Genomic DNA, 21,975 nt, shown 5'->3' with positions numbered 1-21,975 from the left:
GCTTTCCTCCGGGCGCTTCCTTCGTTCTTGCGTTTCCGACTCTATCAGATCTTTCCGATCCGATTTCCTCGGTGCTTTCCGGTCCCTTTCGCTTTCGCTCCGGGGCCTTTCAGCGGTTCCGACTCTATCAGATCCTTTCGGGCCTGATTCCCAGTCAGCGGGAGTTGTCTTCGCGGCTGTTGGGCCGTTCCGACGAGTGAGACTTTAGCGGATTCCGCGCCCCCGACGCTAATCGGGCGGCTCACGTTCAAACCCTCGAACGCGGATTCCTCATTTCGCAAAAACACACGGAAAGCAAAGACGGCACGACGAATCGACACCGTCTGGTGCTGAGAGGTTCTTGCGGAATCGCTGTCCGGGGCCGACCGGAGTCGGTGCTCACGCTGGACAACTCGGAGAACACTACGTACCGGTTAATCGCGTGTCAACCTCGGGTCTGAGGCGTACCCTCTCCGTATGACTACGCATGCGCACACCACCCAGTGGTGGGCCGCCTGACCGGCGGCCCGTAGCTCACGCATGCAGACAACGGCCGCCGCCTCGGCGGCCGTTCGCGTTTCCCCCTCCGGGAGGCCGGCCGACGGGCCGGCGGCGCTCCGGAGAGAGAGGGAGACGAACGCGATGAAGCGGATCTTCAGCGGGGTCAAGCCGACCGGGCACCTGACGCTGGGCAACTACCTCGGGGCGGTGCGGCGCTGGGTCGAGGTGGACCAGCACCAGGCGGACGCGCTGTTCAGCGTGGTGGACCTGCACGCGCTGACCGTGGAGCACGATCCGGCGCGGGTGCGGCGGCTGAGTCTGCAGGCGGCGACGCTGCTGCTGGCGTCGGGGCTGGATCCGGAGCGCTGCACCCTCTTCGTACAGAGTCATGTGGACGAGCACGCGCGGCTTTCGTACCTGCTGGAGTGCACGGCCACGGACGGCGAGCTGCGGCGGATGATCCAGTACAAGGAGAAGAGCGTCCGGGCGCGGGAGGCCGAGGAGGGCGTGCGGCTGTCGTTGCTGACGTATCCGGTGCTGATGGCGGCGGACATCCTGGCGTACGGCACCGACGAGGTGCCGGTGGGTGAGGACCAGACGCAGCACGTGGAGCTGACCCGGGATCTGGCGGTGCGGTTCAACCAGCGGTACGGGCACGTGTTCACCGTGCCGAAGGCGACGCATCCGGAGGTGGCGGCTCGGGTCATGGATCTGCAGGACCCGACGTCGAAGATGGGGAAGTCGCACGAGAACGGGGCCGGGATCGTCTATCTCCTCGACGAGGCGGAGACGGTGCGGCGGAAGATCATGCGGGCCGTGACGGACAGCGGGCGCGAGGTCGTCTACGACCGGGAGGAGAGTCCCGGGATCGCCAACCTGGTGGATCTGCTGGCGGCCGCCACCGGCTGTCGCGCCCCGGCGGAGCTCGCCGGGGCGTACGACTCCTACGGCGCCCTGAAGAAGGACACCGCCGAGGCCGTCGTGGAGCTGCTGCGGCCGGTGCGGGAGCGGCATGCCGCGCTGGCGGCGGATCCGGGGTACGTCGAGCGGGTGCTGCGGGAGGGCGCCGAGCGGGCCCGGGGGATGGCGCGGCCGATGGTGGACCGGGCCTATCGGGCGATCGGGCTGCTGCCGGCCGCCTGACGGAAGGCGTTGCGGTAGTCGCGCGGGCTGGTGGCGAGGTGTGCGGCGAAGTGCTGGCGCATCGTGACCTCGCTGCCGAAGCCCGCGCGGCGGGCCACTTCGGGGAGGGGGTGGTCGGTGCGTTCGAGGAGCTTCTGGGCGGCTGCCACGCGCTGGGCGATGAGCCAGTGGAGCGGGGTGGTGCCGGTGGTGGCCTGGAAGTGGCGGGCGAAGGAGCGCGGGGACATGCCGGCACGGGCGGCGAGGCTCGCGACGGTGTGCGGCTCGTCGAGGTGGGCGAGGGCGTGGGCGCGTACGGCGGCGAGGGCGTCGGCGTCGCGGTCGGCGCGGGGGGTGGGGTGCTCGATGAACTGGGCCTGGGTGCCGGTGCGGAAGGGGGCGGTGACCATCGAGCGGGCGATGGCGGCGGCGGCCTCGGCGCCGTGGGCGGTGCGGACGAGGTGGAGGCAGAGGTCGATGCCGGCGGCGGTGCCGGCCGAGGTCCAGATGCCGGTGTCCTCGACGTAGAGCGCCTCGGGCTCGACGCGGACCGCGGGGTGGCGGGCGGCCAGGGCGGGGGCCAGTTGCCAGTGGGTGACGGCCCGGCGGCCGTCGAGGAGGCCGGCGCGGGCGAGGACGAAGGCGCCGGCGCAGAGGGCGGCGACGGGGATGCCTGCGGTGTGGGCCCGGCGCAGGGCGTCGAGGACGGGGGCGGGGACGTCGGCGTCCGGGTCCTCGATGCCGGGGACGAGGACGAGGTCGGTGGGGGCGAGTCCGGTGAGCCAGTGCAGCGGGCGGTCGGGGGTGAGGCTGAGGCCGCCGCGGAGGGGGACGGGGGTGGCCGGGTCGGCGGCGGCGCGGCGGAGTTCGAAGGGCGGGACGCCGCGGGTGGTGCGGTCGCTGCCCCAGACCTCGGTGACGACGGAGACGTCGAAGGCGCGGATGCCGGGGAAGGCGAGGAGGGCGATGCGCTGCGGGGCTGCCATGGTGGCAGTAAACCATCGATCGCTGGCTTTTCTCCTGCTGGGGCGGGGCGGCGGTCGGGGGCAGGATCGGGGTCATGGAGATCGAGGAGAACGCGGCGCTGGTGGTCATCGACGTACAGAAGGGCTTCGACGACGAGGGGTTCTGGGGGCGGCGGGACAATCCGGCGGCCGAGGAGAACATCGCGGCCCTGATCGACCGGTGGCAGGAGACCGGTCGGCCGGTCGTCTTCGTGCGGCACGACTCGGCGCAGCCGGGTTCGCCGCTCGCCGCGGGGACGGCCGGCAACGAGTTCAAGGACTTCGTCGAGGAGCGGCGGGGGAAGGGCGCGGGGCGCGAGCTGCTGGTCACGAAGACCGTGAACTCGGCCTTCTACGGGCAGCCCTCACTCGACCTCTGGCTGACCGGGGAGGACGTCGCGCAGATCGTGATCGTCGGGATCCAGACGAACATGTGCAACGAGACGACCGCGCGGATGGGCGGGAACCTGGGCTACGACGTGCTGTTCGCGCTGGACGCCATGCACACCTTCGACCTGGCCGGTCCGTTCGGCTGGTCGCAGACGGCGGAGGAGCTGACCCGGGCGACGGCGGTGTCGCTGCACGGCGGGCGGTTCGCCCGGGTCGTGAGCACGGAGGACGTGCTGAAGGGCGCGGTGGCCCGCTAGCTCAGCCGTTGCCGGAGGCGAGCTCGCGGCTGCGGTCGCGGGCGGCCTCCAGGGCGGCGATGAGGGCCGCTCGTACGCCGTGGTTCTCCAGCTCGCGGATGGCGCTGATGGTGGTGCCGGCCGGGGAGGTGACGGCCTCGCGGAGCTTGACCGGGTGTTCGCCGCTGTCGCGGAGCATCACGGCGGCGCCGATGGCGGCCTGGACGATCAGGTCGTGGGCCTGGGCGCGCGGCAGTCCGAGGAGGATGCCGGCGTCGGTCATGGCCTCGACGAGGTAGTAGAAGTACGCGGGTCCCGAGCCGGAGAGCGCGGTGGCGGCGTCCTGCTGGGACTCGGGGACGCGCAGGGTCTTGCCGACGCCGCCGAAGATCTCCTCGGTGTGGACGAGGTGGGCGTGGGTGGCGTGGCTGCCCGCGGAGATCACGGACATGCCCTCGTCGACGAGGACGGGGGTGTTGGGCATGACGCGGACGACGGGGGTGCCGGCGGCCAGGCGCTCCTCGATGAACGCGGTGGGGATGCCGGCGGCGGCGCTGATGACCAGGCGGTCGGTGGCGACGTGCGGGGCGAGCTCGTCGAGGAGGCGGCCCATGTCCTGGGGCTTCACGGCGAGGATGAGGATGTCGGCGCGCTTGGCGGCGTCGGCGTTGCTGACGGCCTCGACCCCGTAGCGGGCGTGGAGCTCCTCGGCGCGTTCGGTGCGGCGCGCGGTGACCAGGAGGTTCGCGGGGCGCCAGCCGGCGCGGATCATGCCGCTGAGGAGGGCCTCGCCGATCTTGCCGGTGCCGAGGACTGCGACGGTCTGGGTCATGGCTCTGTTCACCTCGCCGGAGGGGGTCACGTGTCGTCATCCTCGCACCGGTGGGGTGCGCCGTGCCGTACGTGTCCGAGGGGCGGTCACGCGGTGCGGCGGCGGAGGGTGGCGGCGCCGAGGGCGAGGACGAGGAGGGCGCAGCCGGCGACGACGACGGCGTCGCGGACGAAGTCGGCGGTGACGGCGGTGTGGTGCAGGACCTGGTTCATGCCGTCGACGGCGTACGACATGGGCAGCGCGTTCGAGACGGCTTCGAGCGCGGGGGCCATCCGGTCGCGCGGGGTGAACAGGCCGCAGAGCAGCAGCTGGGGGAAGATCACGGCCGGCATGAACTGGACGGCCTGGAACTCGGAGGCGGCGAAGGCCGAGACGAACAGGCCGAGGGCGGTGCCGAGGAGGGCGTCGAGCAGGGCGACCAGGAGCAGCAGCCAGGGGGAGCCGACGACGTCGAGGCCGAGGAACCAGACGGCGAGGCCGGTGGCGAGGACGGACTGGACGACGGCGACGAGGCCGAAGGCGAGGGCGTAGCCCGCGATGAGGTCGCCCTTGCCGAGGGGCATGGCGAGGAGGCGTTCGAGGGTGCCGGAGGTGCGTTCGCGCAGGGTGGCGATGGAGGTCACCAGGAACATGGTGATGAGCGGGAAGATGCCGAGCAGCGAGGCGCCGATCCCGTCGAACGTCTGCGGGCTGCCGTCGAAGACGTAGCGCAGCAGGAAGAGCATCACGCACGGCACGAGCAGCATCAGGGCGATGGAGCGCGGGTCGTGGCGCAGCTGGCGCAGGACGCGGGCGGCGGTGGCGAGGGTGCGGGCCGGGTTCATGCGTGCTCCTTGGCGGCGGCGCGGGCCGCGGCGGCGTCGACGAGGTGGAGGAAGGCTTCTTCGACGGTGGCGGTGTCGTTGCGGCGGCGCAGGGCTTCGGGGGTGTCCTCGGCGAGGAGTTCGCCCTCGCGGAGCAGGAGCAGGCGGTGGCAGCGCTCGGCCTCGTCCATGACGTGGGAGGAGACGAGGAGGGTGGTGCCGCGTTCGGCGGCGATGCGGTGGAAGAGGTCCCACAGGTCGCGGCGGAGGACGGGGTCGAGGCCGACGGTGGGTTCGTCGAGGACGAGGAGTTCGGGGGTGCCGAGCAGGGCGACGGCGAGCGAGACGCGGCTGCGCTGGCCGCCGGAGAGCCGGCCGGCGAGGGCGTCGGCGTGGTGGGTGAGGTCGACGTCGGCGAGGGCGCGGTCGACGGCGTCGCGGCGCTCGGCGCGGTGGGCGCGGCCGGGGACGAGGACGGCGGCGAAGTAGTCGAGGTTCTGGCGGACGGTGAGGTCGTCGTAGACGGACGGGGCCTGGGTGACGTAGCCGATGCGGGGGCGCAGGGCGGGGTCTCCGGCCGGGCGGCCGAGGACGTCGAGGGTGCCGGTGACGTGGGCCTGGGTGCCGACGACGGCGCGCATGAGGGTGGTCTTGCCGCAGCCGGAGGGGCCGAGCAGGCCGGTGATCCGGCCGGGCGGGACGGTGAAGTCGAGGCCGCGCAGGACGGTGCGGTCGCCTCGTACGACGGTGAGGTCGGAGGCGACGATGGCGCCGGTGTGGGTGTCGGCGGGGCCGGCACCTCCCGTCTTATTCATCATGCGATGAATAATGCGCCCGAGACTGCCCCCTTGGCTAGCCTCCGCGCGGGGTGACTAGGACAGGGGACTGCTTGGGGGACGCCTTCGCGGGGCCGCTTCGACGGGCTGCTTCGAGAGACTGCTTCGAGAGACTGCTTCGAGAGACTGCTTCGGGGGCTGCTACTTCTTCTTCTTGCGCGCCGACGGGTTGCCCGTGCGGCTCGCGCGGCGCTTCTCGAACTGGGCCAGGGCCGTCTCGTACTCCGTCCGGCGCAGCTTCTCGCCGGGGGCCTCGGTGAGGCAGCGCAGGGAGTAGGCGAGCAGCGAGCCGATGAAGCCGATGGCCTTCAGGCTGCGCAGCGCGTCCTCGCGGGCCGGGTCGGCCGGGCGGCGCCCGAAGCCCTCCCAGGTCTTGCGGAAGGCGATGGCGCTGCAGATCGCGAACATGACGACCACCAGCACGTTGACGAAGCCGCCGACCTCCGCGATCTGCAGGCCCTCGAAGGCGAAGCGCAGCACGAAGCCGCCCGCGACGGCGGCGAGGAGCGAGCCCGCGGCGAGGCCGACACGGCGCAGCGCGTAGTGGCCGGTGTGGTCGACCCAGGTCGTACCGAAGAAACGGATCTCCTCGGGCTGCGGTCCTGCGGGGGTGCGGTTCTCGTCGCTCACGGGATCGATTATCCCCCGGTGGGCGACGGATCCGGGTGAGGACAGGACCCGGGGCGGCGCCGAGGGCTAACCGCAGCGGCGGGCGACGTAGCCGTCGCTGCCGGTGGCCACGTACGCGTCGGAGACGTACTCGCCGGGGGCGATGTTGTCCCAGATGTTGGTGGTGCCGTACGGGCCGGTGACCCAGGTGCCCGGGGTCTGGCAGTAGATCGCGACCGTGCTGCCCGCGGCGAGCGAGCGGACGATCGGGTACTGGGTGCCCGGGCCCGAACGCACGTTGAGTCGGGTGTTCGGCGCGATCGCGTACCGGACGGTCGTGGCGGCCGATTCGATGCTCATGACTGTCTCCCCCGTTGGCGCGAAACCGCTCCCGCAGAAGCGTTCCGCCTGATTTCACTCTCCGCGACGCGCAGGCTAGCAAGCCCCACCGTCATCCGCCCCACCATCGACTAGGCTCCGTGCGTCGCGCACGCGCGCGAATCAACGGGGAACCACACGGGGGTCGGCTATGCCGCCGTTGCGCAGTACCGGTGCGGACCGGGAAGCGGAAGGGCCCGAATACGCGGGCGATTATCGGCTCCAGGCCTGTCTCGGCGCCGGTGGCATGGGCGTCGTCCACCTCGCCACCTCCGCCTCCGGGCTGCGGCTCGCGGTCAAGGTGGTGCACGCGCAGTACGCGGAGGACCCCGAGTTCAGGGCGCGTTTCCGCCAGGAGGTCGCCGCCGCCCGGCGGGTCAGCGGCGCCTTCACCGCACCCGTGGTGGACGCCGACCCCGACGCCGAACGCCCCTGGATGGCGACCCTCTACGTCCCCGGCCCCACGCTCGCCGACCAGGTGAAGCGGAGCGGCCCGCTGTCCCCCGCCGAGCTGCGCCGCCTCACCGCCGGGCTCGCCGAGGCGCTGCGCGACATCCACCGGGCCGGGGTCGTGCACCGGGACCTGAAGCCCAGCAACGTCCTGCTCACCGACTCCGGGCCGAAGGTCATCGACTTCGGGATCTCGCGGCCCGTCGACAGCGATCTGCACACCGAGACCGGGAAGCTGATCGGCTCGCCGCCGTTCATGGCGCCCGAGCAGTTCCAGCGCCCCCGGGAGGTCGGGACCGCGGCGGACGTCTTCGCCCTCGGTTCGGTCCTCGTGCACGCGGCGACGGGACACGGCCCCTTCGACTCGGACAGCCCGTACATCGTGGCGTACCAGGTCGTCCACGACGAGCCCGACCTGACCGGCGTACCCGACGAGCTCGCGCCGCTGGTGGCGCGCTGCCTCGCCAAGGAGCCGGCCGAGCGGCCGAGCCCCGCCGAGATCATGGCCGCGCTCAAGCCCCCCTCGTACGACGCCACCGCCTTCATACCGGCGCAGCGCCGGCCCGTCCCCGCACCGCCCCTCGCCCCCGGCCCGGCCCCCTCCTGGGACGCCGAGACGCCCGTACGCGCCCCCGCTCCCCCGCGGCGCCGGCGCCACCGGCGGCTGCCGGTCGCCGTCGGCGCCGTCGCGCTGCTGCTCGCCGCGGGCGGCACCGTCCTCGCGCTGTCGCACGGGGAGCGGCCCGCCACCCGGCCCCCGGCCGAGGCCGCCCAGGCCTTCAGCGGCTGGCAGACCGTCCTGTGGAAGGGCGGCGAGCCCACGGCGCCGTCCTGCACCCACTCCCCGGGCGCCCTGTACTGCGCGAGCCGCGGCGTCGGCGCCGCCCGCCTCGACCCCGCCACCGGCAAGGTCGTCTGGTCGCGCCCCGGCCCCGTCGACCTCATCGGCCCCCAGGCGCCCGCGCCGCTGACCGGCGGCCCGCTCGCCGCCGCCACCGCCACCGGCGAGCTGCGCACCTACGCGCTCGCCGACGGGACCCCCGGCTGGCACCGCCCGGCCGCCGACCGCCCCGAGCGGGCCACCGCGGCGGGCGACGTCCTGGTGCTCTCCGACGGCACCGCGACCCTGCGCGGCCTCGACGGCACCGACGGGCACGAGCTGTGGCACGGCCCGCTGACCGGGCACGCCTACCCCGTGCCGGGCCCCTACGACCCCGCCACCGGACTGCTCACCGTCTCCGAGACCCTCGCCGACGGCGCCCACACCCGGATCAGCGCCGTCCGCCCGCGCACCGGCGAGATCGTCTGGCAGAAGCGGCTGACGGGGATGCTCGCCCCCGTCGGCACCGCGAACGGCGGCACCCTGATGCTGCGCTCCACCGACAGAACCGGACGCGTCGACGCCCTGGTCCGCTACGACCCGGCGCACCGCGCGGTGCGGCGGGTGCCCCTGGCGTACTCCGTGAACGAGCCCTACATCGTGCTGCACGGCGACACCGCCTACGTGCTGGACCTGGCCGGGCGGCTGAGCGCGGTGGACACCTCCAGCGGGCGCGGGCGGGTGCGCTGGGAGCTGGAGACGGGCGCCGCCAACGTCTCCCCGCCGGTCGTCGACGCCGACGGGCGGCGGCTCTACCTGTCCTCGTCCGACGGGCGGCTGCTCGCCGTCGACACCGCGCGCGGCGCGCTGCTCGGCCAGACCGGACCCCGGCTGCGGGACGGGCGGCTCACCTACGCGCCGTCCGTGCCGGCGCCGGTCACCGCGGACGGACGGGTCTTCGGGACGGCTCCCGACGGCTCGGTCTTCGCGGTCGACGCGAAGGACCCCGGGGCCTGGTGACACCGGGGCCTGGTGACACCGGGGCCTGGTGACACCGGGGCGCCGGCGCCCCGGGACGACGAAGGAGGCGGGACCCGCGGGTCCCGCCTCCTTCGTACGTCGGGTACGGGAAGCCGTCAGCCGAGCTTCGAGACGTCCCGGACAGCGCCCTTGTCCGCGCTCGTCGCCATCGCCGCGTACGCGCGCAGCGCCGCCGAGACCTTCCGCTCGCGGTTCTTCGGGGCGTACACCCCGCCCAGCGCCTCGCGGCGGGCGGCGAGGGTGGCGTCGTCGACCAGGAGGTCGATCGAGCGGCTCGGGATGTCGATGCGGATGCGGTCGCCGTCCTCGACGAGCGCGATCGTGCCGCCCGAGGCGGCCTCCGGGGAGGCGTGGCCGATGGACAGGCCCGAGGTGCCGCCGGAGAAGCGCCCGTCCGTCACCAGCGCGCAGGTCTTCCCCAGGCCGCGGCCCTTGAGGAAGGAGGTCGGGTAGAGCATCTCCTGCATGCCGGGGCCGCCCTTGGGGCCCTCGTAGCGGATGACGACCACGTCGCCGTCCTTGACCTGCTTGTTCAGGATCTTCTCGACGGCCTCCTCCTGCGACTCGCAGACGACCGCCGGGCCCTCGAAGGTCCAGATCGACTCGTCGACGCCGGCCGTCTTGACCACGCAGCCGTCGACGGCGATGTTGCCGCGCAGCACGGCCAGGCCGCCGTCCTTGGAGTACGCGTGGGCCGCGTCGCGGATGCAGCCGCCGGCCGCGTCCAGGTCGAGGGTGTCCCAGCGCTCGGACTGGGAGAAGGCCTCGGCGGAGCGCACACAACCGGGGGCCGCGTGGAACAGCTCGACGGCCTCGTCGGAGGGGGAGCCGCCGCGGACGTCCCAGGCGTCCAGCCACTCCTTGATGGAGCGGGAGTGGACCGCGTGGACGTCCTCGTTGAGCAGCCCGGCGCGGTAGAGCTCGCCCAGGATCGCGGGGATGCCGCCCGCGCGGTGCACGTCCTCCATGTAGTACGTCCCGCGCGGGGCGACGTTCGGGGCGACCTTGGCCAGGCAGGGGACGCGGCGCGAGACCTCGTCCATGTCGCTCAGGCCGTAGTCGAGCTCGGCCTCCTGGGCGGCGGCGAGCAGGTGCAGGATCGTGTTGGTGGAGCCGCCCATGGCGATGTCGAGGGCCATGGCGTTCTCGAAGGCCGCGCGGGTGGCGACGTTGCGCGGCAGGACGGAGGCGTCGTCCTCGTCGTAGTAGCGCCGGGTGATGTCGACGACCGTGCGGGCCGCGTTCTCGTACAGGGCGCGGCGGGCGGTGTGGGTGGCGAGGACGGAGCCGTTGCCGGGGAGGGAGAGGCCGATGGCCTCGGTCAGGCAGTTCATCGAGTTGGCGGTGAACATGCCGGAACAGGACCCGCAGGTCGGGCAGGCGTTCTCCTCGATGCGGAGGATGTCCTCGTCGGAGACCTTGTCGTTGACGGCCTCGGAGATGGCGTCGACCAGGTCGAGGGTGCGGACCGTGCCGTCGACGAGGGTCGCCCGGCCGGACTCCATGGGGCCGCCGGAGACGAAGACGGTCGGGATGTTGAGCCGCAGCGCGGCCATCAGCATGCCCGGGGTGATCTTGTCGCAGTTGGAGATGCAGATCAGGGCGTCGGCGCAGTGCGCCTCGACCATGTACTCCACGCTGTCGGCGATCAGGTCGCGGGAGGGCAGGCTGTACAGCATGCCGCCGTGGCCCATGGCGATGCCGTCGTCGACGGCGATCGTGTTGAACTCGCGGGCGATGCCGCCGGCGGCCGTGATGGCCTCGGAGACGATCCGGCCCACCGGCTGCAGGTGGGTGTGGCCGGGGACGAACTCGGTGAAGGAGTTCGCCACGGCGATGATCGGCTTCCGGCCGATGTCGGCGCCCGGTACACCGGAGGCGCGCATAAGGGCGCGGGCGCCCGCCATGTTGCGGCCGTGGGTGACAGTGCGGGACCTCAGCTCGGGCATCGTCGCTCGCTCCTCCGGTGACGGGTGTGCTTGCAGTCGAGCGTACGCCTCGACTCCAAGATCTGGACACGCCGTCCGCTATACGGGACGGCTGTTCAGTCCTCGGTCGGGGCGCCGCGGCCGGATCAGGACCGGGCCGGGACCGGGCCGGGGCCGGGCCGGGGCTGCCGCGGGACCGGGCCGGGGCTGCCGCGGGGCCGCCTCGGGGCCGGAACAGGACCGGGTCAGGGCTGCGTCAGGACCGGGTCAGGGCTGCGTCAGATAGCGCTGGAGCGTCGGGGAGACCAGGGCGATGATCTCCTCCGGGTCCGCCGAGGCCAGTGGCTCGACCTGGATCACGTAGCGCAGGATCGCGATCCCGATCATGTGCGAGGCGGCCAGCTCCGCCCGCAGCTTCGGATCCGGTACGTCGAGGTCGGCGGCGATCCGCTCCAGGAGCCGCCGCAGCACGAAACCCCGCAGCACCTTCGCCGCCGCCTCGTGGGTCAGGGCGGATCGGACGATGGCGAGGAGCGGGGCGCGGGTCGCCGGGTTCTCCCAGACCGAGACGAAGAAGCGGGCCAGGCGCTCCCCGATCGCCTCGCGCGGGCCGCCGACGATCCCCGGGATCGCCGTCGCCGGCTCGAAGGAGACCTCGATCGCCGCCGCGAAGACCTCGTCCTTGGTACCGAAGTAGTGGTGCACGAGCGCCGGGTCGACGCCGGCCTCCTTCGCGATCCCGCGGACGGAGGCCTTGTCGTAGCCGCGCTCGGCGAACTGCGTCCGCGCCGCCTGGAGGATCCGCTCGCGCGCGCCCGGAGCGGCGTCGTCGGCGGTACGGGACGGGCGGCCGCGCCGCCGCGGGGACGGCTCCGTCACGGCTGGGGGGTCCTGCCGGTCCTGGCGGCGGCCAGGTGGAGGCGGGTGAAGGCGAGCGCCTCGGCGAGGTCGGCCTCGCGTTCGGCGGAGGACATCGCGCGGCGGGTGTTGACCTCGATGACGACGTGCCCGTCGTAGCCGCTGCGGGCCAGGCCCTCCAGGAGCTCCGCGCACGGCTGGGTGCCCCGGCCCGGCACCAGGTGCTCGTCCTTGGCGGAGCCGCGCCCGTCGGCGAGGTGGACGTGGCCCAGCCGGTCGCCCATGCGGTCGACCATCGCGAGGGCGTCGGTGCGGGCGGTCGCGGTGTGCGAGAGGTCGACCGTGAAGTGCCGGTAGTCGTCCTTGGTGACGTCCCACTCGGGGGCGTACGCGAGCATCTCGCGGTCCTTGTACCGCCACGGGTACATGTTCTCCACGGCGAAACGCACGTCCGTCTCGTCGGCCATCCGCCAGATGCCGGTCACGAAGTCGCGCGCGTACTGGCGCTGCCAGCGGAACGGGGGGTGCACGACGACCGTCGAGGCGCCCAGCTTCTTCGCGGCGGCCCGGGCGCGCTGCAGCTTGACCCACGGATCGGTGGACCAGACCCGCTGGGTGATGAGCAGACAGGGCGCGTGGACGGCGAGGATCGGGACCTGGTGGTAGTCGGAGAGGCGGCGCAGCGCCTCGATGTCCTGGCTGACCGGATCGGTCCACACCATGACCTCGACCCCGTCGTAACCGAGGCGCGCGGCGACCTCGAAGGCCGTCGCCGTCGACTCCGGATAGACCGAGGCCGTCGACAGGGCGACCTTCGCATCCGGGATGCGCACCGCTGGTTCTGCCACGGAGACAGGGTACGGGGCGGGCCGGAGGGCCGGGGGGTGGTTCCGGTCACCCTCCCGCGCCCCGGCCCGCCGCGGGCCGCTACTCCCGCGGCAGCGCCAGGTGCTCCTCCGGCAGGTGGTCCAGGCGGCGCAGGATCACGCCCTCGCGCAGGGCCCAGGGGCAGATCTCCAGCTCGTCGACGCCGAAGAGGTCCATCGCGCCCTCGGCGACCAGGGCCCCCGCCAGGAGCTGGGAGGCACGGCCCTCGGAGACGCCGGGGAGCGCGGCGCGCTCGGCGACGGTCATGGCGGCCAGCCGCGGGACCCACTCCTCCAGGGACTTGCGGGACAGCGTCCGCTGGACGTACAGGCCGAAGCCCGAGCCGGGGGCGCCGGCGATCCGGGCCAGCTGCTTGAAGGTCTTCGAGGTGGCCACGACGTGGTCGGGGCGGCCGAAGCGGCTGAACTCGCCGACCGTCCGGGCGATCTGCGCCCGTGCGTGGCGGCGCAGCGCCTTGACGTCGGTGGCGTCCGGCGGGTCCCCGGGCAGCCAGCCCGCGGTGAGGCGGCCCGCGCCGAGGGGCAGGGAGACGGCGGTGTCGGGCTCCTCGTCGATGCCGAAGGCGACCTCCAGCGAGCCGCCGCCGATGTCCAGGAGGAACAGCTTGCCCGCGGACCAGCCGAACCAGCGGCGGGCTGCCAGGAAGGTGAGCCGGGCCTCCTCCTCGCCGGTGAGGACCTGGAGCGCGATCCCGGTCTCCGCCTCGACCCGGGCGAGGACCTCGTCGGCGTTGCTGGCCTCGCGCACGGCCGAGGTCGCGAACGGCAGCACCTCCTCGCAGCCCTTGTCCTCGGCGGCGACGAGCGCGTCGCGGACCGTGGCGATGAGGCGCTCGACCCCCGCGTCGGCGATGGCGCCGCGGTCGTCGAGGAGCTCGGCGAGGCGCAGCTCCGCCTTGTGGGAGTGGGCGGGCAGCGGCCGGGCGCCGGGGTGGGCGTCCACCACCAGCAGGTGCACTGTGTTCGAACCGACGTCGAGGACTCCGAGTCTCATGGACGGAACGCTACTGCGCGGACCCGCATACGCTTGGTGTTGTGCCAAAGACGAAAAAGGCGAAGCCGGGCAAAGCCAGTGCCGACGAGAGCGCCGAGAAGGCCGTACGGGTCGCGCACGCGGCCAAGTCCGTGAAGGCCGTGAAGAAGAAGGCCAAGGGCGAGGAGCCCGACGAGAAGGGCCTCGACTTCCCGCGCGCCTGGGTGGAGTTCCCCGACCCGGACGACGAGGAGCAGGTCTTCCGCTGCGACCTGACCTGGCTCACCTCCCGCTGGACCTGCATCTTCGGCAACGGCTGCCAGGGCATCCAGGAGGGGCGCGCCGACGACGGCTGCTGCACCCTGGGCGCGCACTTCTCCGACGAGGACGACGAGAAGCGGGTGGCCGGGTTCGTGGACCGGCTCACGCCGGAGCTGTGGCAGTTCCACGGGGTCGGCACGGAGACGGGCTGGGTTCAGCTCGACGAGGACGGCGACCGGCAGACCCGGCGCTGGGAGGGCTCCTGCATCTTCCAGAACCGTCCCGGCTTCGCCGGCGGCGCCGGCTGCTCGCTGCACATCCTGGCGATGAAGGAGGGCCGGGAGCCGCTGGAGACCAAGCCGGACGTGTGCTGGCAGCTGCCGGTGCGGCGGACGTACGACTGGCTCGACCGCCCGGACGACACCAAGGTCCTCCAGGTGTCGATCGGCGAGTACGACCGGCGGGGCTGGGGCCCCGGCGGCCACGACCTGCACTGGTACTGCACGACGGCGAGCTCGGCGCACGTGGGCGGTGAGCCGGTCTACGTCTCGTACCGTCCGGAGCTCGTCGAGATGATGGGCGAGAAGGCGTACGAGGTCCTCGCCGGCCTGTGCGAGGCGCGGCTGGCCTCCCAGTTGCCGCTGGTGGCGCCGCACCCCGCCGACCCGAAGTAGCCGCGGGGGGTCACTGCGAGGCCGAGGGACCCGGGTCCTGGCTCGGGGAGCCGGTCTCCGAGGCCGTGGGTCCGGGCGTGGGCTCCGTGGTCGGCTCGCCGGTCGGGGGCTCGGTGGTGGGCTCCGTCGTCGGCTGGGTCGTCGGCTCCCCGGTCGGCGGCTGGCTGGTGGGCCCCGTCGTCGGCTGCGTGGTCGGCTCGGGCGTGCCCGGAGTGCCGGGCCGGGTGGTGGGGGGCGGCGGGGTCGCCCCGTAGCCGTCGATGCGCAGCACCGCGCCCGAGGGGTCGACGCCGACGCGGGCGCTCCAGGCCCCGGCCGGTTCGCGGGAGTGGTCGACGGAGATCCGCACGACGACGGACTCGCCCGGGCGCAGCGTGCCGGAGGCCTGGCTCACGTACAGCCAGCGGGCGTCGGACCACAGCGACCAGACGGCGGGCGAGCCGCCCTCGTTGGTGAGGGTCAGCAGGGTCGTCGACCCGCTGCCGCGCGCGGCGACGGTGATCCGCGCGGGCGAGGGCTGTCCGGGGAGCGTCGGGGTGGCGGGGGCGCCGGGGCTGATCACCTCGACGGAGACGTCCGGGGAGCGGCTGCCGCGGGTGAAGCGGGGGTCGGGGGTGGTGCGGGCGTTGCCCGTGTTCTCGTAGCGCTCGTACGGGCGGCCGTCGCCGCCCGCGCCCTGGGTGCCCTCCGGCCGGTCCGCCTCGCGCGCGCTGATCCTGGCCCCGTCCTGGCCCTCCCCCACCTCCGGCGTGCCGCGGTAGGAGGCCCACAGGGCGAGCACCGGGGCGGCGACGACCGCGGCGACCACGGTGGTGGTGACCGCCCGGGCCCGCATCCGGTCGCGGCGGGCCGCGTGGTCCTTGGGGTCCAGGGGGAAGCCGGTCGGGCCGAAGCGCGGGGCGCCGGCCCGGGCGCGCGGCACGTGCAGCATCGCCACGTAGGCGGCGGCGCGCGGCGCCTCCACGAGCGGCAGCCGGCCCGTCTGGCCCGCCTGGGCGGTCGCCGCGCCCGGCCAGGGGCCGGCCGCGCCCGCCCGCTCGGCGGCCCGGCGGCAGCGCGGGCAGTCGTCGACGTGCCGGACCAGCTCGGCGCGCAGCGCCGCGGAGAGCAGCACCTGGTGGTCGCCGGTCAGACCGGCCACGGTCGGGCAGTCGCCGGTCTCGACGACGGCGAGGGCGGCGCGGGTGCGCTCCACCTCGCAGGCGGCGGAGGAGAGCAGCTCGCGGGCGGCGACCGGGTCGAGGGAGAGCACGGCGGCCAGCTCGCGGTGGCCGAGCCCGTGCCGGACGGCGAGCTCCAGGGCCTCGCGCTGCTCCGGGGTGGTGCCGGCGGCCTCGGGCCAGGCGAGCGCGGCCAGTTCGAGCCGGCGGCGCTCGGCGACCTCCGGGGCGAGGCGCGGCGGCGCGGGCGCGGCGACGGCGGGCCGCCCGGTGTGGGCGCCCTGGCGCCTGCGCCGCTGTTCGCCGAGGCTGCGCAGACAGGCCCAGCGGGCGAGGGCGTAGAGCCAGGCCCGGCGGCCCCCCTCGTCGGACGGGCAGCGGCCGTGGTGGCGCTCGGCGATGGCGAGGACGTCGCCGAGGACGGCGGTGGCCGTGTCGTGGTCGCACAGCACGGAGAGGCAGTAGGTGAACAGACCGTCCAGGTACTCCTCGTAGCGCGCGGGCGGCCGCTGACCGAGGGTGCGGGGGCCATCGGTGTCTCGGGTGGGGGATTCCAGCCTGCTGCTCGTCACTGGGCGACCGTAGGCAAGGGGGCGGGGGGTCTTCGTACCGCTTGCACACTTTTAATCCGGACGGGTGAACCTATCGCTCGAAGGGGGACAGGAACCCGGCTCTCCGCCCGGGTTCCGGTCGGGCGATCCGCGCTGTCAGTGGCGGCCGCTACGGTGTCGACCATGGCTGCCCGTACGAAAACCGCCAAGGACCGGCCGTCCTACCGCTGCACCGAGTGCGGCTGGCAGACCGCCAAGTGGCTCGGCCGCTGCCCCGAGTGCCAGGCCTGGGGCACGGTCGAGGAGTACGGCGCGCCCGCCGTGCGGACCACCGCCGCAGGGCGGGTGTCCACCTCCGCGCTGCCCATCGCCCAGGTCGACGGGCGGCAGGCGACCGCCCGCACCACCGGCGTCGACGAGCTGGACCGGGTCCTCGGCGGCGGTCTCGTGCCCGGCGCGGTCGTGCTGCTCGCCGGAGAGCCGGGCGTCGGCAAGTCCACGCTGCTGCTCGACGTCGCCGCCAAGGCGGCGAGCGACCGCCACCGCACGCTGTACGTCACGGGCGAGGAGTCCGCGAGTCAGGTCCGGCTCCGCGCGGACCGGATCAACGCGCTCAGCGACCACCTCTACCTGGCCGCCGAGACCGACCTCTCCGCGGTCCTGGGCCACCTCGACGAGGTCAAGCCCTCGCTGCTGATCCTGGACTCGGTGCAGACCGTCGCCTCGCCCGAGATCGACGGCGCCCCCGGCGGCATGGCCCAGGTCCGCGAGGTCGCCGGGGCGCTCATCCGGGCGTCCAAGGAACGGGGCATGTCCACCCTGCTCGTCGGCCACGTCACCAAGGACGGCGCCATCGCCGGCCCCCGGCTCCTGGAGCACCTGGTCGACGTGGTGCTCCACTTCGAGGGCGACCGGCACGCCCGGCTCCGCCTGGTCCGCGGCGTGAAGAACCGCTACGGGGCGACGGACGAGGTCGGCTGCTTCGAGCTGCACGACGAGGGCATCACCGGGCTCGCCGACCCCTCGGGCCTCTTCCTGACCCGCCGCGACGTGGCCGTGCCCGGCACCTGTCTGACGGTCACCCTGGAGGGCCGCAGGCCGCTGGTGGCCGAGGTGCAGGCGCTGACCGTGGACTCCCAGATCCCCTCGCCCCGCCGGACCACCTCCGGTCTGGAGACCTCCCGGGTCTCGATGATGCTCGCGGTCCTGGAGCAGCGGGGCCGGATCAGCGCCCTGGGCAAGCGGGACATCTACAGCGCCACCGTGGGCGGCGTGAAGCTCTCCGAGCCGGCCGCCGACCTGGCCATCGCCCTCGCGCTGGCCTCCGCCGCCAGCGACACCCCGCTGCCGAAGAACCTGGTCGCGATCGGCGAGGTCGGGCTCGCGGGCGAGGTCCGCCGGGTCACCGGCGTCCAGCGCCGGCTCGCCGAGGCGCACCGCCTCGGCTTCACGCACGCCCTGGTCCCGGCCGATCCGGGCAAGGTCCCGGCGGGCATGAAGGTGACGGAGGTCGCGGACATGGGCGACGCCCTGCGGGTGCTCCCGCGCGGTCGGCGGGTCCGGGCGCCCGAGGAGGGGTAGGGAGCCGGGCAAGGGGCGCGGACGGGGCCCGCCACCGGCCGGGTCCCCGGCACACGGGGAGGGCCCGGGGGCGGTGTCGCTAGACTTTGCCCTGGTCTCGCCCATCCGTACGAGCCGGAGGAGTGCAGTGGCAGCCAAGGACAACGAGGCACTGATGCGTGCGTCGCTCAGTGCCGTCGCCCCCGGCACCGCCCTCCGTGACGGGCTCGAACGCATCCTGCGCGGCAACACCGGCGGCCTGATCGTCCTCGGCATGGACAAGACCGTCGAGTCGATGTGCACCGGCGGTTTCGTCATCGACGTCGACTTCACCGCGACCCGGCTGCGCGAGCTGTGCAAGCTCGACGGCGCGATCGTCCTCGACAAGGACATCAGCAAGATCCTGCGGGCCGGCGTGCAGCTGGTCCCGGACGCGTCCATCCCCACCGAGGAGACCGGCACCCGGCACCGCACCGCGGACCGGGTCTCCAAGCAGTGCGGCTTCCCCGTGGTCTCCGTCTCCCAGTCGATGCGCCTGATCGCCCTGTACGTCAACGGCGAGCGGCGCGTCCTCGAGGAGTCGGCCGCGATCCTGTCCCGCGCCAACCAGGCACTCGCGACCCTGGAGCGGTACAAGCTCCGGCTCGACGAGGTGGCCGGCACGCTCTCCGCTCTGGAGATCGAGGACCTGGTCACCGTCCGGGACGTCACCGCCGTCGCCCAGCGCCTGGAGATGGTGCGCCGGATCGCCACCGAGATCGCCGAGTACGTGGTGGAGCTCGGCACCGACGGCCGGCTGCTCTCGCTCCAGCTCGACGAGCTGATCGCGGGCGTGGAGCCGGAGCGCGAGCTGGTCGTCCGCGACTACGTGCCCGAGCCGACGGCCAAGCGGTCGCGCACGGTCGCCGAGGCGCTCACCGAGCTGGACGCGCTGACCCACGCCGAGCTGCTCGAACTGCCCATAGTGGCCCGGGCACTCGGCTACAGCGGCTCCCCCGAGACGCTGGACTCCGCGGTCTCGCCGCGCGGCTACCGGCTGCTCGCCAAGGTGCCGCGGCTGCCGGGCGCGATCATCGAGCGGCTCGTGGAGCACTTCGGCGGGCTGCAGAAGCTGCTCGCGGCGAGCGTGGACGACCTGCAGACCGTGGACGGCGTCGGCGAGGCCCGCGCCCGCAGTGTCCGCGAGGGCCTTTCGCGTCTCGCGGAGTCCTCGATCCTGGAGCGGTACGTCTAGGGCGCGGCCCCCTGGCCCCGCCCCGGGCGCTCGCTCCCCGGGCCGGCGGCACGGCGTCGGCGACGCTCGTTCCCCGGCCGGGGTGCACGACGCCGGCCAGGCCCAGTCCTCGGCCCGCGTGACCGCCCTCGGCCGGCCGTGGCCGCCCTTGGCCCGCGTGACCGCGCTCGGCCGCCGGGGCCGCGCTTGACCGGCTGTGGCCGCCCTCGGCCCGCGGGGCCGCGCTCAGTCCTTGGCCAGCGTGAACGACGCCGGCAGCACCTTCACGCCCGGCATGGTCGCCTCCACCAGATAGGTGCCGGGGCCGACCTGGCCCGCCGGGGCGGTCGCGCAGTGCGGGGCGCTCTGCCTGCGGTCCCACTCCACGGTGTGCGTGATCGTCGAGCGCGCGGGGAGCTTCAGGAGCAGCGGGCCCGCCGGGCGGGGGCAGTCCTTCGACGACCAGACCTCGTCGCTCTTGGTGTCACTGATCGTCAACACCGCGTTCGCCGGGCCGAGATCGGCCTTGCAGGCGGTCGCGGAGGTGTTCTTGACGACCAGGTGGAAGCGGGGCTTCTCGCCCGGCTCGTAGCTGACCTGGGCGCTGCGCAGGGTCAACTGCAGTTCTCCGGGCGCGCAGTTCGGCAGCGGGGAACCGGCGGGAACCTGCTGTCCCGCACCCGTGCCCGCGCCGCCGTCGCCACCGGCGCCGTCGGTGTCGCCGTTCTTGCCGCCGTTGGCGGCACCCGCGTCGGCCCCCGCGTCCGTACCCGCGCCGGGGTCGGCACCCGCGTCGCCGCCGGTGCCGTCACCGCCCGCGGTGTCGCCTCCGCCGCCCGACTCGTCGCGCCCGCCCGGGCGTTGACTGATCGCCGGACCGGTGCCGGACGGCCCGGGGGTGATCGAGGGCGCGGGGGAAGAGCCGTTGGCGGAGTCGCTCGGCTTCTTCCCTTGCCCGCCACCGGAGGTGACGGCCCATAGGGCGATCAGCGCGAGGAGGGCAACCAGGCACAGCGCCACGGCCCTCCGACGCCAGTAGATGGAGGAGGGAAGCGGCCCGACCGGATTGCGCAGAGATCCCACGCCACGAACCTTACGAGAGATCGCGGCCGACTCCTGCCCCACCCGCCGCCCCGGGCACCAAGTTTTGCCGATGATCACATCCCGGCGGGGGCCGGGAACCGCCGCACCCCCTCCTTTCGTTCAGGGTGGTCCTGACCCTTGGTGTGGAGCGCGCGGCTCCGGATGCCGGTTAACGTCAACGACCATGGACAACCTCCCTCACCTCTCCGACGGCCTGTATCTCGACATCACCGAGTTCGCCCACGCCACCCCGCACTGGTTCCAGCAGCTTGCGGAGGTGTGGACGGAACTCGGTCTGCTGCTCTTCGGGGTGCTGTTCGTGGCCGGCTGGTGGCGGACCCGCCGGGGGTCGGACACCGCGATGGCGCTGGCGCTGCTCGCGCCGCTGGCGACGGCCTTCGGCTATGTGGTGAGCGAGGCGCTGAAGTCGCTGGTGGACGAGGAGCGTCCGTGCCGGGCGGTGGCCGGGGCGCCCGCCTCGCTCGTCGTGTGCCCGCCGCACGGCGACTGGTCCTTCCCCAGCAACCACTCGGCGATCGCGGGCGCCGCGGCCGTCGCGCTCGCCCTGTCCTGGCGCGGTCTGGTGTGGCTGACGGCACCGATGGCGCTGCTCATGGCCTTCTCGCGGGTGTTCGTCGGCGTCCACTACCCGCACGACGTCACGGTCGGCCTGCTGGTCGGCGGCGCGGTCGCGCTCGTCGTCATGAAGGCGGCGAAGCGCCCGGTCCTGGCCCTGGTGGAGGCCGCCAGGGCCAGTCGGAGCAGCGCGGCGGTGTGGTGTGTGGGCCGTGGGCTCCCCGCGCACGCCTCCGCGCGCCCTGGGGGCGTGCGCCACGGCGCGTACTGATCGTCCGGCGGACGTGCCAGGATCGGGGGTGCCATGACTTCCATTCCCGCTTCCGCCGCGACCGCCTCCGCCCCCGTCCCCGCCGAGCTGCACGGACCCGTCCTCGCCTGGTTCGACCGGCACGCCCGCGACCTGCCCTGGCGCCGCCCCGAGGCGGGCGCGTGGGGCGTGATGGTCAGCGAGTTCATGCTCCAGCAGACGCCCGTGGTGCGGGTGCTGCCCGTCTACGAGCAGTGGCTGGCGCGCTGGCCGCGCCCGGCCGACCTGGCCGAGGAGGCGCCCGGCGAGGCCGTGCGCGCCTGGGGCCGGCTCGGCTATCCCCGCCGCGCGCTGCGGCTGCACGCGGCGGCCGTGGCCATAACGGAGCGGCACGGCGGCGACGTACCGCGCGACCACGGGCAGCTGCTCGCGCTGCCCGGGATCGGGGAGTACACGGCCGCCGCGGTGGCCTCGTTCGCGTACGGGCAGCGCCACCCGGTCCTCGACACCAATGTGCGCCGGGTCTTCGCGCGGGCGGCGACCGGCGTGCAGTACCCGCCGAACGCCACCACGGCCGCCGAGCGGCGGCTGGCCCGGGCCCTGCTGCCCGAGGAGGAGGCGACGGCGGCGCGCTGGGCCGCCGCCTCCATGGAGTTGGGCGCGCTGGTCTGCACCGCGAGGAACGAGGACTGCGGGCGCTGCCCGCTGGCCGACCGGTGCGCCTGGCTGCGGGCCGGGAAGCCGGCCCACGACGGCCCGCCGCGGCGCGGCCAGACCTACGCGGGCACCGACCGGCAGGTGCGGGGCAAGCTGCTCGCCGTGCTGCGGGAGGCCGTGGACCCGGTGGAGCAGGCCGCGCTCGACGCGGTCTGGGACGAGCCGGTGCAGCGGGCCCGGGCCCTGGACGGGCTGGTCGCCGACGGTCTGGTCGAGCCGCTGGAGGACGGCCGCTACCGGCTGCCGCTCACCTGACGCCCACCCCGTACCTCCGCTGTTACAC

General features: G+C 73.9%; 21 protein-coding genes. 9 read left to right on the top strand and 12 right to left on the bottom strand.

Annotation, left to right across the window (positions count from 1 at the left end; translation table 11 throughout):
• Both ACH414_RS14055 and trpS read left to right on the top strand, forming a co-directional pair.
• Positions 1–200 (top strand): hypothetical protein (locus ACH414_RS14055; protein ID WP_398941924.1); only part of this gene is annotated, 200 nt, incomplete at its 5' end.
• A gap of 421 nt (positions 201–621) precedes the next feature.
• Positions 622–1,623: a tryptophan--tRNA ligase gene (gene trpS / locus ACH414_RS14050; RefSeq protein ID WP_382546650.1), complete on the top strand. Its 1,002-nt coding sequence runs from the start codon at positions 622–624 to the stop codon at positions 1,621–1,623.
• Here trpS and ACH414_RS14045 read toward each other — a convergent pair.
• Positions 1,590–2,588, bottom strand: a complete 999-nt coding sequence (locus ACH414_RS14045; RefSeq protein ID WP_391770079.1) for a GlxA family transcriptional regulator — start codon at positions 2,586–2,588, stop codon at positions 1,590–1,592. The two genes, trpS and ACH414_RS14045, sit on opposite strands and share 34 nt — an antisense overlap.
• Positions 2,589–2,662: 74 nt before the next feature.
• Here ACH414_RS14045 and ACH414_RS14040 point away from each other — a divergent pair, with 74 nt between their 5' ends.
• A complete protein-coding gene (locus ACH414_RS14040) occupies positions 2,663–3,253 on the top strand; it encodes a cysteine hydrolase family protein (RefSeq protein ID WP_382546656.1) in 591 nt (196 codons plus the stop codon).
• 1 nt (position 3,254) lies between these two features.
• On the opposite strand, the gene proC is transcribed toward ACH414_RS14040, so the two are convergent.
• From proC to ACH414_RS14015, 5 genes are all read right to left on the bottom strand, one after another.
• Complete coding sequence (gene proC / locus ACH414_RS14035) at positions 3,255–4,064, bottom strand: pyrroline-5-carboxylate reductase (protein ID WP_382546659.1); 810 nt, start codon at positions 4,062–4,064, stop codon at positions 3,255–3,257.
• An 86-nt stretch (positions 4,065–4,150) separates the two neighbouring features.
• Positions 4,151–4,888, bottom strand: a complete 738-nt coding sequence (locus tag ACH414_RS14030) for an ABC transporter permease (RefSeq protein WP_382546661.1) — start codon at positions 4,886–4,888, stop codon at positions 4,151–4,153.
• On the bottom strand, positions 4,885–5,685 hold the full coding sequence (locus tag ACH414_RS14025; RefSeq protein ID WP_391770080.1) for an ABC transporter ATP-binding protein: 801 nt from the start codon (positions 5,683–5,685) through the stop codon (positions 4,885–4,887). The genes ACH414_RS14030 and ACH414_RS14025 overlap by 4 nt, the downstream gene beginning before the upstream one ends.
• 159 nt (positions 5,686–5,844) lie before the next feature.
• Complete coding sequence (locus ACH414_RS14020) at positions 5,845–6,342, bottom strand: hypothetical protein (protein WP_382547171.1); 498 nt, start codon at positions 6,340–6,342, stop codon at positions 5,845–5,847.
• Between the two features lie 57 nt (positions 6,343–6,399).
• Positions 6,400–6,672 carry an SH3 domain-containing protein gene (locus tag ACH414_RS14015; protein ID WP_382546667.1) on the bottom strand — a complete coding sequence of 91 codons (273 nt, stop codon included), beginning with the start codon at positions 6,670–6,672 and terminating at the stop codon, positions 6,400–6,402.
• A 169-nt stretch (positions 6,673–6,841) separates the two neighbouring features.
• On the opposite strand from ACH414_RS14015, the gene ACH414_RS14010 reads away from it, so the two are divergent.
• Positions 6,842–8,980 (top strand): serine/threonine-protein kinase, encoded by a 2,139-nt coding sequence (locus ACH414_RS14010; RefSeq protein ID WP_386563881.1) that lies wholly within the window; start codon positions 6,842–6,844, stop codon positions 8,978–8,980.
• Between the two features lie 116 nt (positions 8,981–9,096).
• Here the strand turns inward: ACH414_RS14010 and ilvD are convergent, their stop codons facing one another.
• The 4 genes from ilvD to ACH414_RS13990 form a co-directional block, all read right to left on the bottom strand.
• The gene (ilvD, locus tag ACH414_RS14005; protein ID WP_382546672.1) at positions 9,097–10,950 is read right to left on the bottom strand and encodes a dihydroxy-acid dehydratase; all 1,854 of its coding nucleotides are present in this window, start codon (positions 10,948–10,950) and stop codon (positions 9,097–9,099) included.
• Between the two features lie 246 nt (positions 10,951–11,196).
• Positions 11,197–11,808 (bottom strand): TetR family transcriptional regulator, encoded by a 612-nt coding sequence (locus ACH414_RS14000; protein WP_382546675.1) that lies wholly within the window; start codon positions 11,806–11,808, stop codon positions 11,197–11,199.
• Positions 11,805–12,635: a sugar phosphate isomerase/epimerase family protein gene (locus tag ACH414_RS13995; RefSeq protein WP_398941919.1), complete on the bottom strand. Its 831-nt coding sequence runs from the start codon at positions 12,633–12,635 to the stop codon at positions 11,805–11,807. Before ACH414_RS13995 ends, ACH414_RS14000 begins: the two co-directional genes overlap by 4 nt.
• 79 nt (positions 12,636–12,714) lie before the next feature.
• Positions 12,715–13,668: a Ppx/GppA family phosphatase gene (locus ACH414_RS13990; RefSeq protein ID WP_382546681.1), complete on the bottom strand. Its 954-nt coding sequence runs from the start codon at positions 13,666–13,668 to the stop codon at positions 12,715–12,717.
• Between the two features lie 131 nt (positions 13,669–13,799).
• Between ACH414_RS13990 and ACH414_RS13985 the strand changes: the two genes are divergently transcribed.
• A complete protein-coding gene (locus ACH414_RS13985; RefSeq protein WP_382547174.1) occupies positions 13,800–14,582 on the top strand; it encodes a hypothetical protein in 783 nt (260 codons plus the stop codon).
• A gap of 10 nt (positions 14,583–14,592) precedes the next feature.
• Here the strand turns inward: ACH414_RS13985 and ACH414_RS13980 are convergent, their stop codons facing one another.
• Positions 14,593–16,314 carry a hypothetical protein gene (locus tag ACH414_RS13980; RefSeq protein ID WP_398941917.1) on the bottom strand — a complete coding sequence of 574 codons (1,722 nt, stop codon included), beginning with the start codon at positions 16,312–16,314 and terminating at the stop codon, positions 14,593–14,595.
• A gap of 162 nt (positions 16,315–16,476) precedes the next feature.
• On the opposite strand from ACH414_RS13980, the gene radA reads away from it, so the two are divergent.
• Both radA and disA read left to right on the top strand, forming a co-directional pair.
• Positions 16,477–17,874 (top strand): DNA repair protein RadA, encoded by a 1,398-nt coding sequence (radA, locus tag ACH414_RS13975; protein ID WP_382546687.1) that lies wholly within the window; start codon positions 16,477–16,479, stop codon positions 17,872–17,874.
• A gap of 154 nt (positions 17,875–18,028) precedes the next feature.
• Positions 18,029–19,087: a DNA integrity scanning diadenylate cyclase DisA gene (gene disA / locus ACH414_RS13970; protein WP_382547177.1), complete on the top strand. Its 1,059-nt coding sequence runs from the start codon at positions 18,029–18,031 to the stop codon at positions 19,085–19,087.
• A 225-nt stretch (positions 19,088–19,312) separates the two neighbouring features.
• Here the strand turns inward: disA and ACH414_RS13965 are convergent, their stop codons facing one another.
• Positions 19,313–20,149 carry a hypothetical protein gene (locus ACH414_RS13965; protein WP_398941914.1) on the bottom strand — a complete coding sequence of 279 codons (837 nt, stop codon included), beginning with the start codon at positions 20,147–20,149 and terminating at the stop codon, positions 19,313–19,315.
• 184 nt (positions 20,150–20,333) lie between these two features.
• Between ACH414_RS13965 and ACH414_RS13960 the strand changes: the two genes are divergently transcribed.
• Positions 20,334–20,996, top strand: coding sequence for a phosphatase PAP2 family protein (locus ACH414_RS13960; protein ID WP_382546692.1), 663 nt, complete (start codon positions 20,334–20,336; stop codon positions 20,994–20,996).
• Between the two features lie 33 nt (positions 20,997–21,029).
• Positions 21,030–21,947, top strand: a complete 918-nt coding sequence (locus ACH414_RS13955) for an A/G-specific adenine glycosylase (protein ID WP_382546695.1) — start codon at positions 21,030–21,032, stop codon at positions 21,945–21,947.
• Positions 21,948–21,975: the final 28 nt, after the last annotated feature.

The sequence above is a fragment of the Streptomyces sp. NPDC020422 genome, from assembly GCF_044386705.1.
In the GTDB taxonomy this organism is placed as follows: domain Bacteria; phylum Actinomycetota; class Actinomycetes; order Streptomycetales; family Streptomycetaceae; genus Streptomyces.
The sequence above is the reverse complement of the archived record's forward strand: the minus strand, read 5'-3'. Positions and strand labels throughout refer to the sequence as shown.

Coding starts and splice junctions, on each gene's coding strand:
- ACH414_RS14015 (WP_382546667.1), bottom strand. CDS start 6,672: ATGAGCATCGAATCGGCCGCCACGACCGTCCGGTACGCGATCGCGCCG.
- ACH414_RS13960 (WP_382546692.1), top strand. CDS start 20,334: ATGGACAACCTCCCTCACCTCTCCGACGGCCTGTATCTCGACATCACC.
- ACH414_RS14010 (WP_386563881.1), top strand. CDS start 6,842: ATGCCGCCGTTGCGCAGTACCGGTGCGGACCGGGAAGCGGAAGGGCCC.
- ACH414_RS14045 (WP_391770079.1), bottom strand. CDS start 2,588: ATGGCAGCCCCGCAGCGCATCGCCCTCCTCGCCTTCCCCGGCATCCGC.
- ACH414_RS14040 (WP_382546656.1), top strand. CDS start 2,663: ATGGAGATCGAGGAGAACGCGGCGCTGGTGGTCATCGACGTACAGAAG.
- ilvD (WP_382546672.1), bottom strand. CDS start 10,950: ATGCCCGAGCTGAGGTCCCGCACTGTCACCCACGGCCGCAACATGGCG.
- radA (WP_382546687.1), top strand. CDS start 16,477: ATGGCTGCCCGTACGAAAACCGCCAAGGACCGGCCGTCCTACCGCTGC.
- ACH414_RS14025 (WP_391770080.1), bottom strand. CDS start 5,685: ATGATGAATAAGACGGGAGGTGCCGGCCCCGCCGACACCCACACCGGC.
- proC (WP_382546659.1), bottom strand. CDS start 4,064: ATGACCCAGACCGTCGCAGTCCTCGGCACCGGCAAGATCGGCGAGGCC.
- ACH414_RS14030 (WP_382546661.1), bottom strand. CDS start 4,888: ATGAACCCGGCCCGCACCCTCGCCACCGCCGCCCGCGTCCTGCGCCAG.
- trpS (WP_382546650.1), top strand. CDS start 622: ATGAAGCGGATCTTCAGCGGGGTCAAGCCGACCGGGCACCTGACGCTG.
- ACH414_RS13955 (WP_382546695.1), top strand. CDS start 21,030: ATGACTTCCATTCCCGCTTCCGCCGCGACCGCCTCCGCCCCCGTCCCC.
- ACH414_RS13990 (WP_382546681.1), bottom strand. CDS start 13,668: ATGAGACTCGGAGTCCTCGACGTCGGTTCGAACACAGTGCACCTGCTG.
- disA (WP_382547177.1), top strand. CDS start 18,029: ATGCGTGCGTCGCTCAGTGCCGTCGCCCCCGGCACCGCCCTCCGTGAC.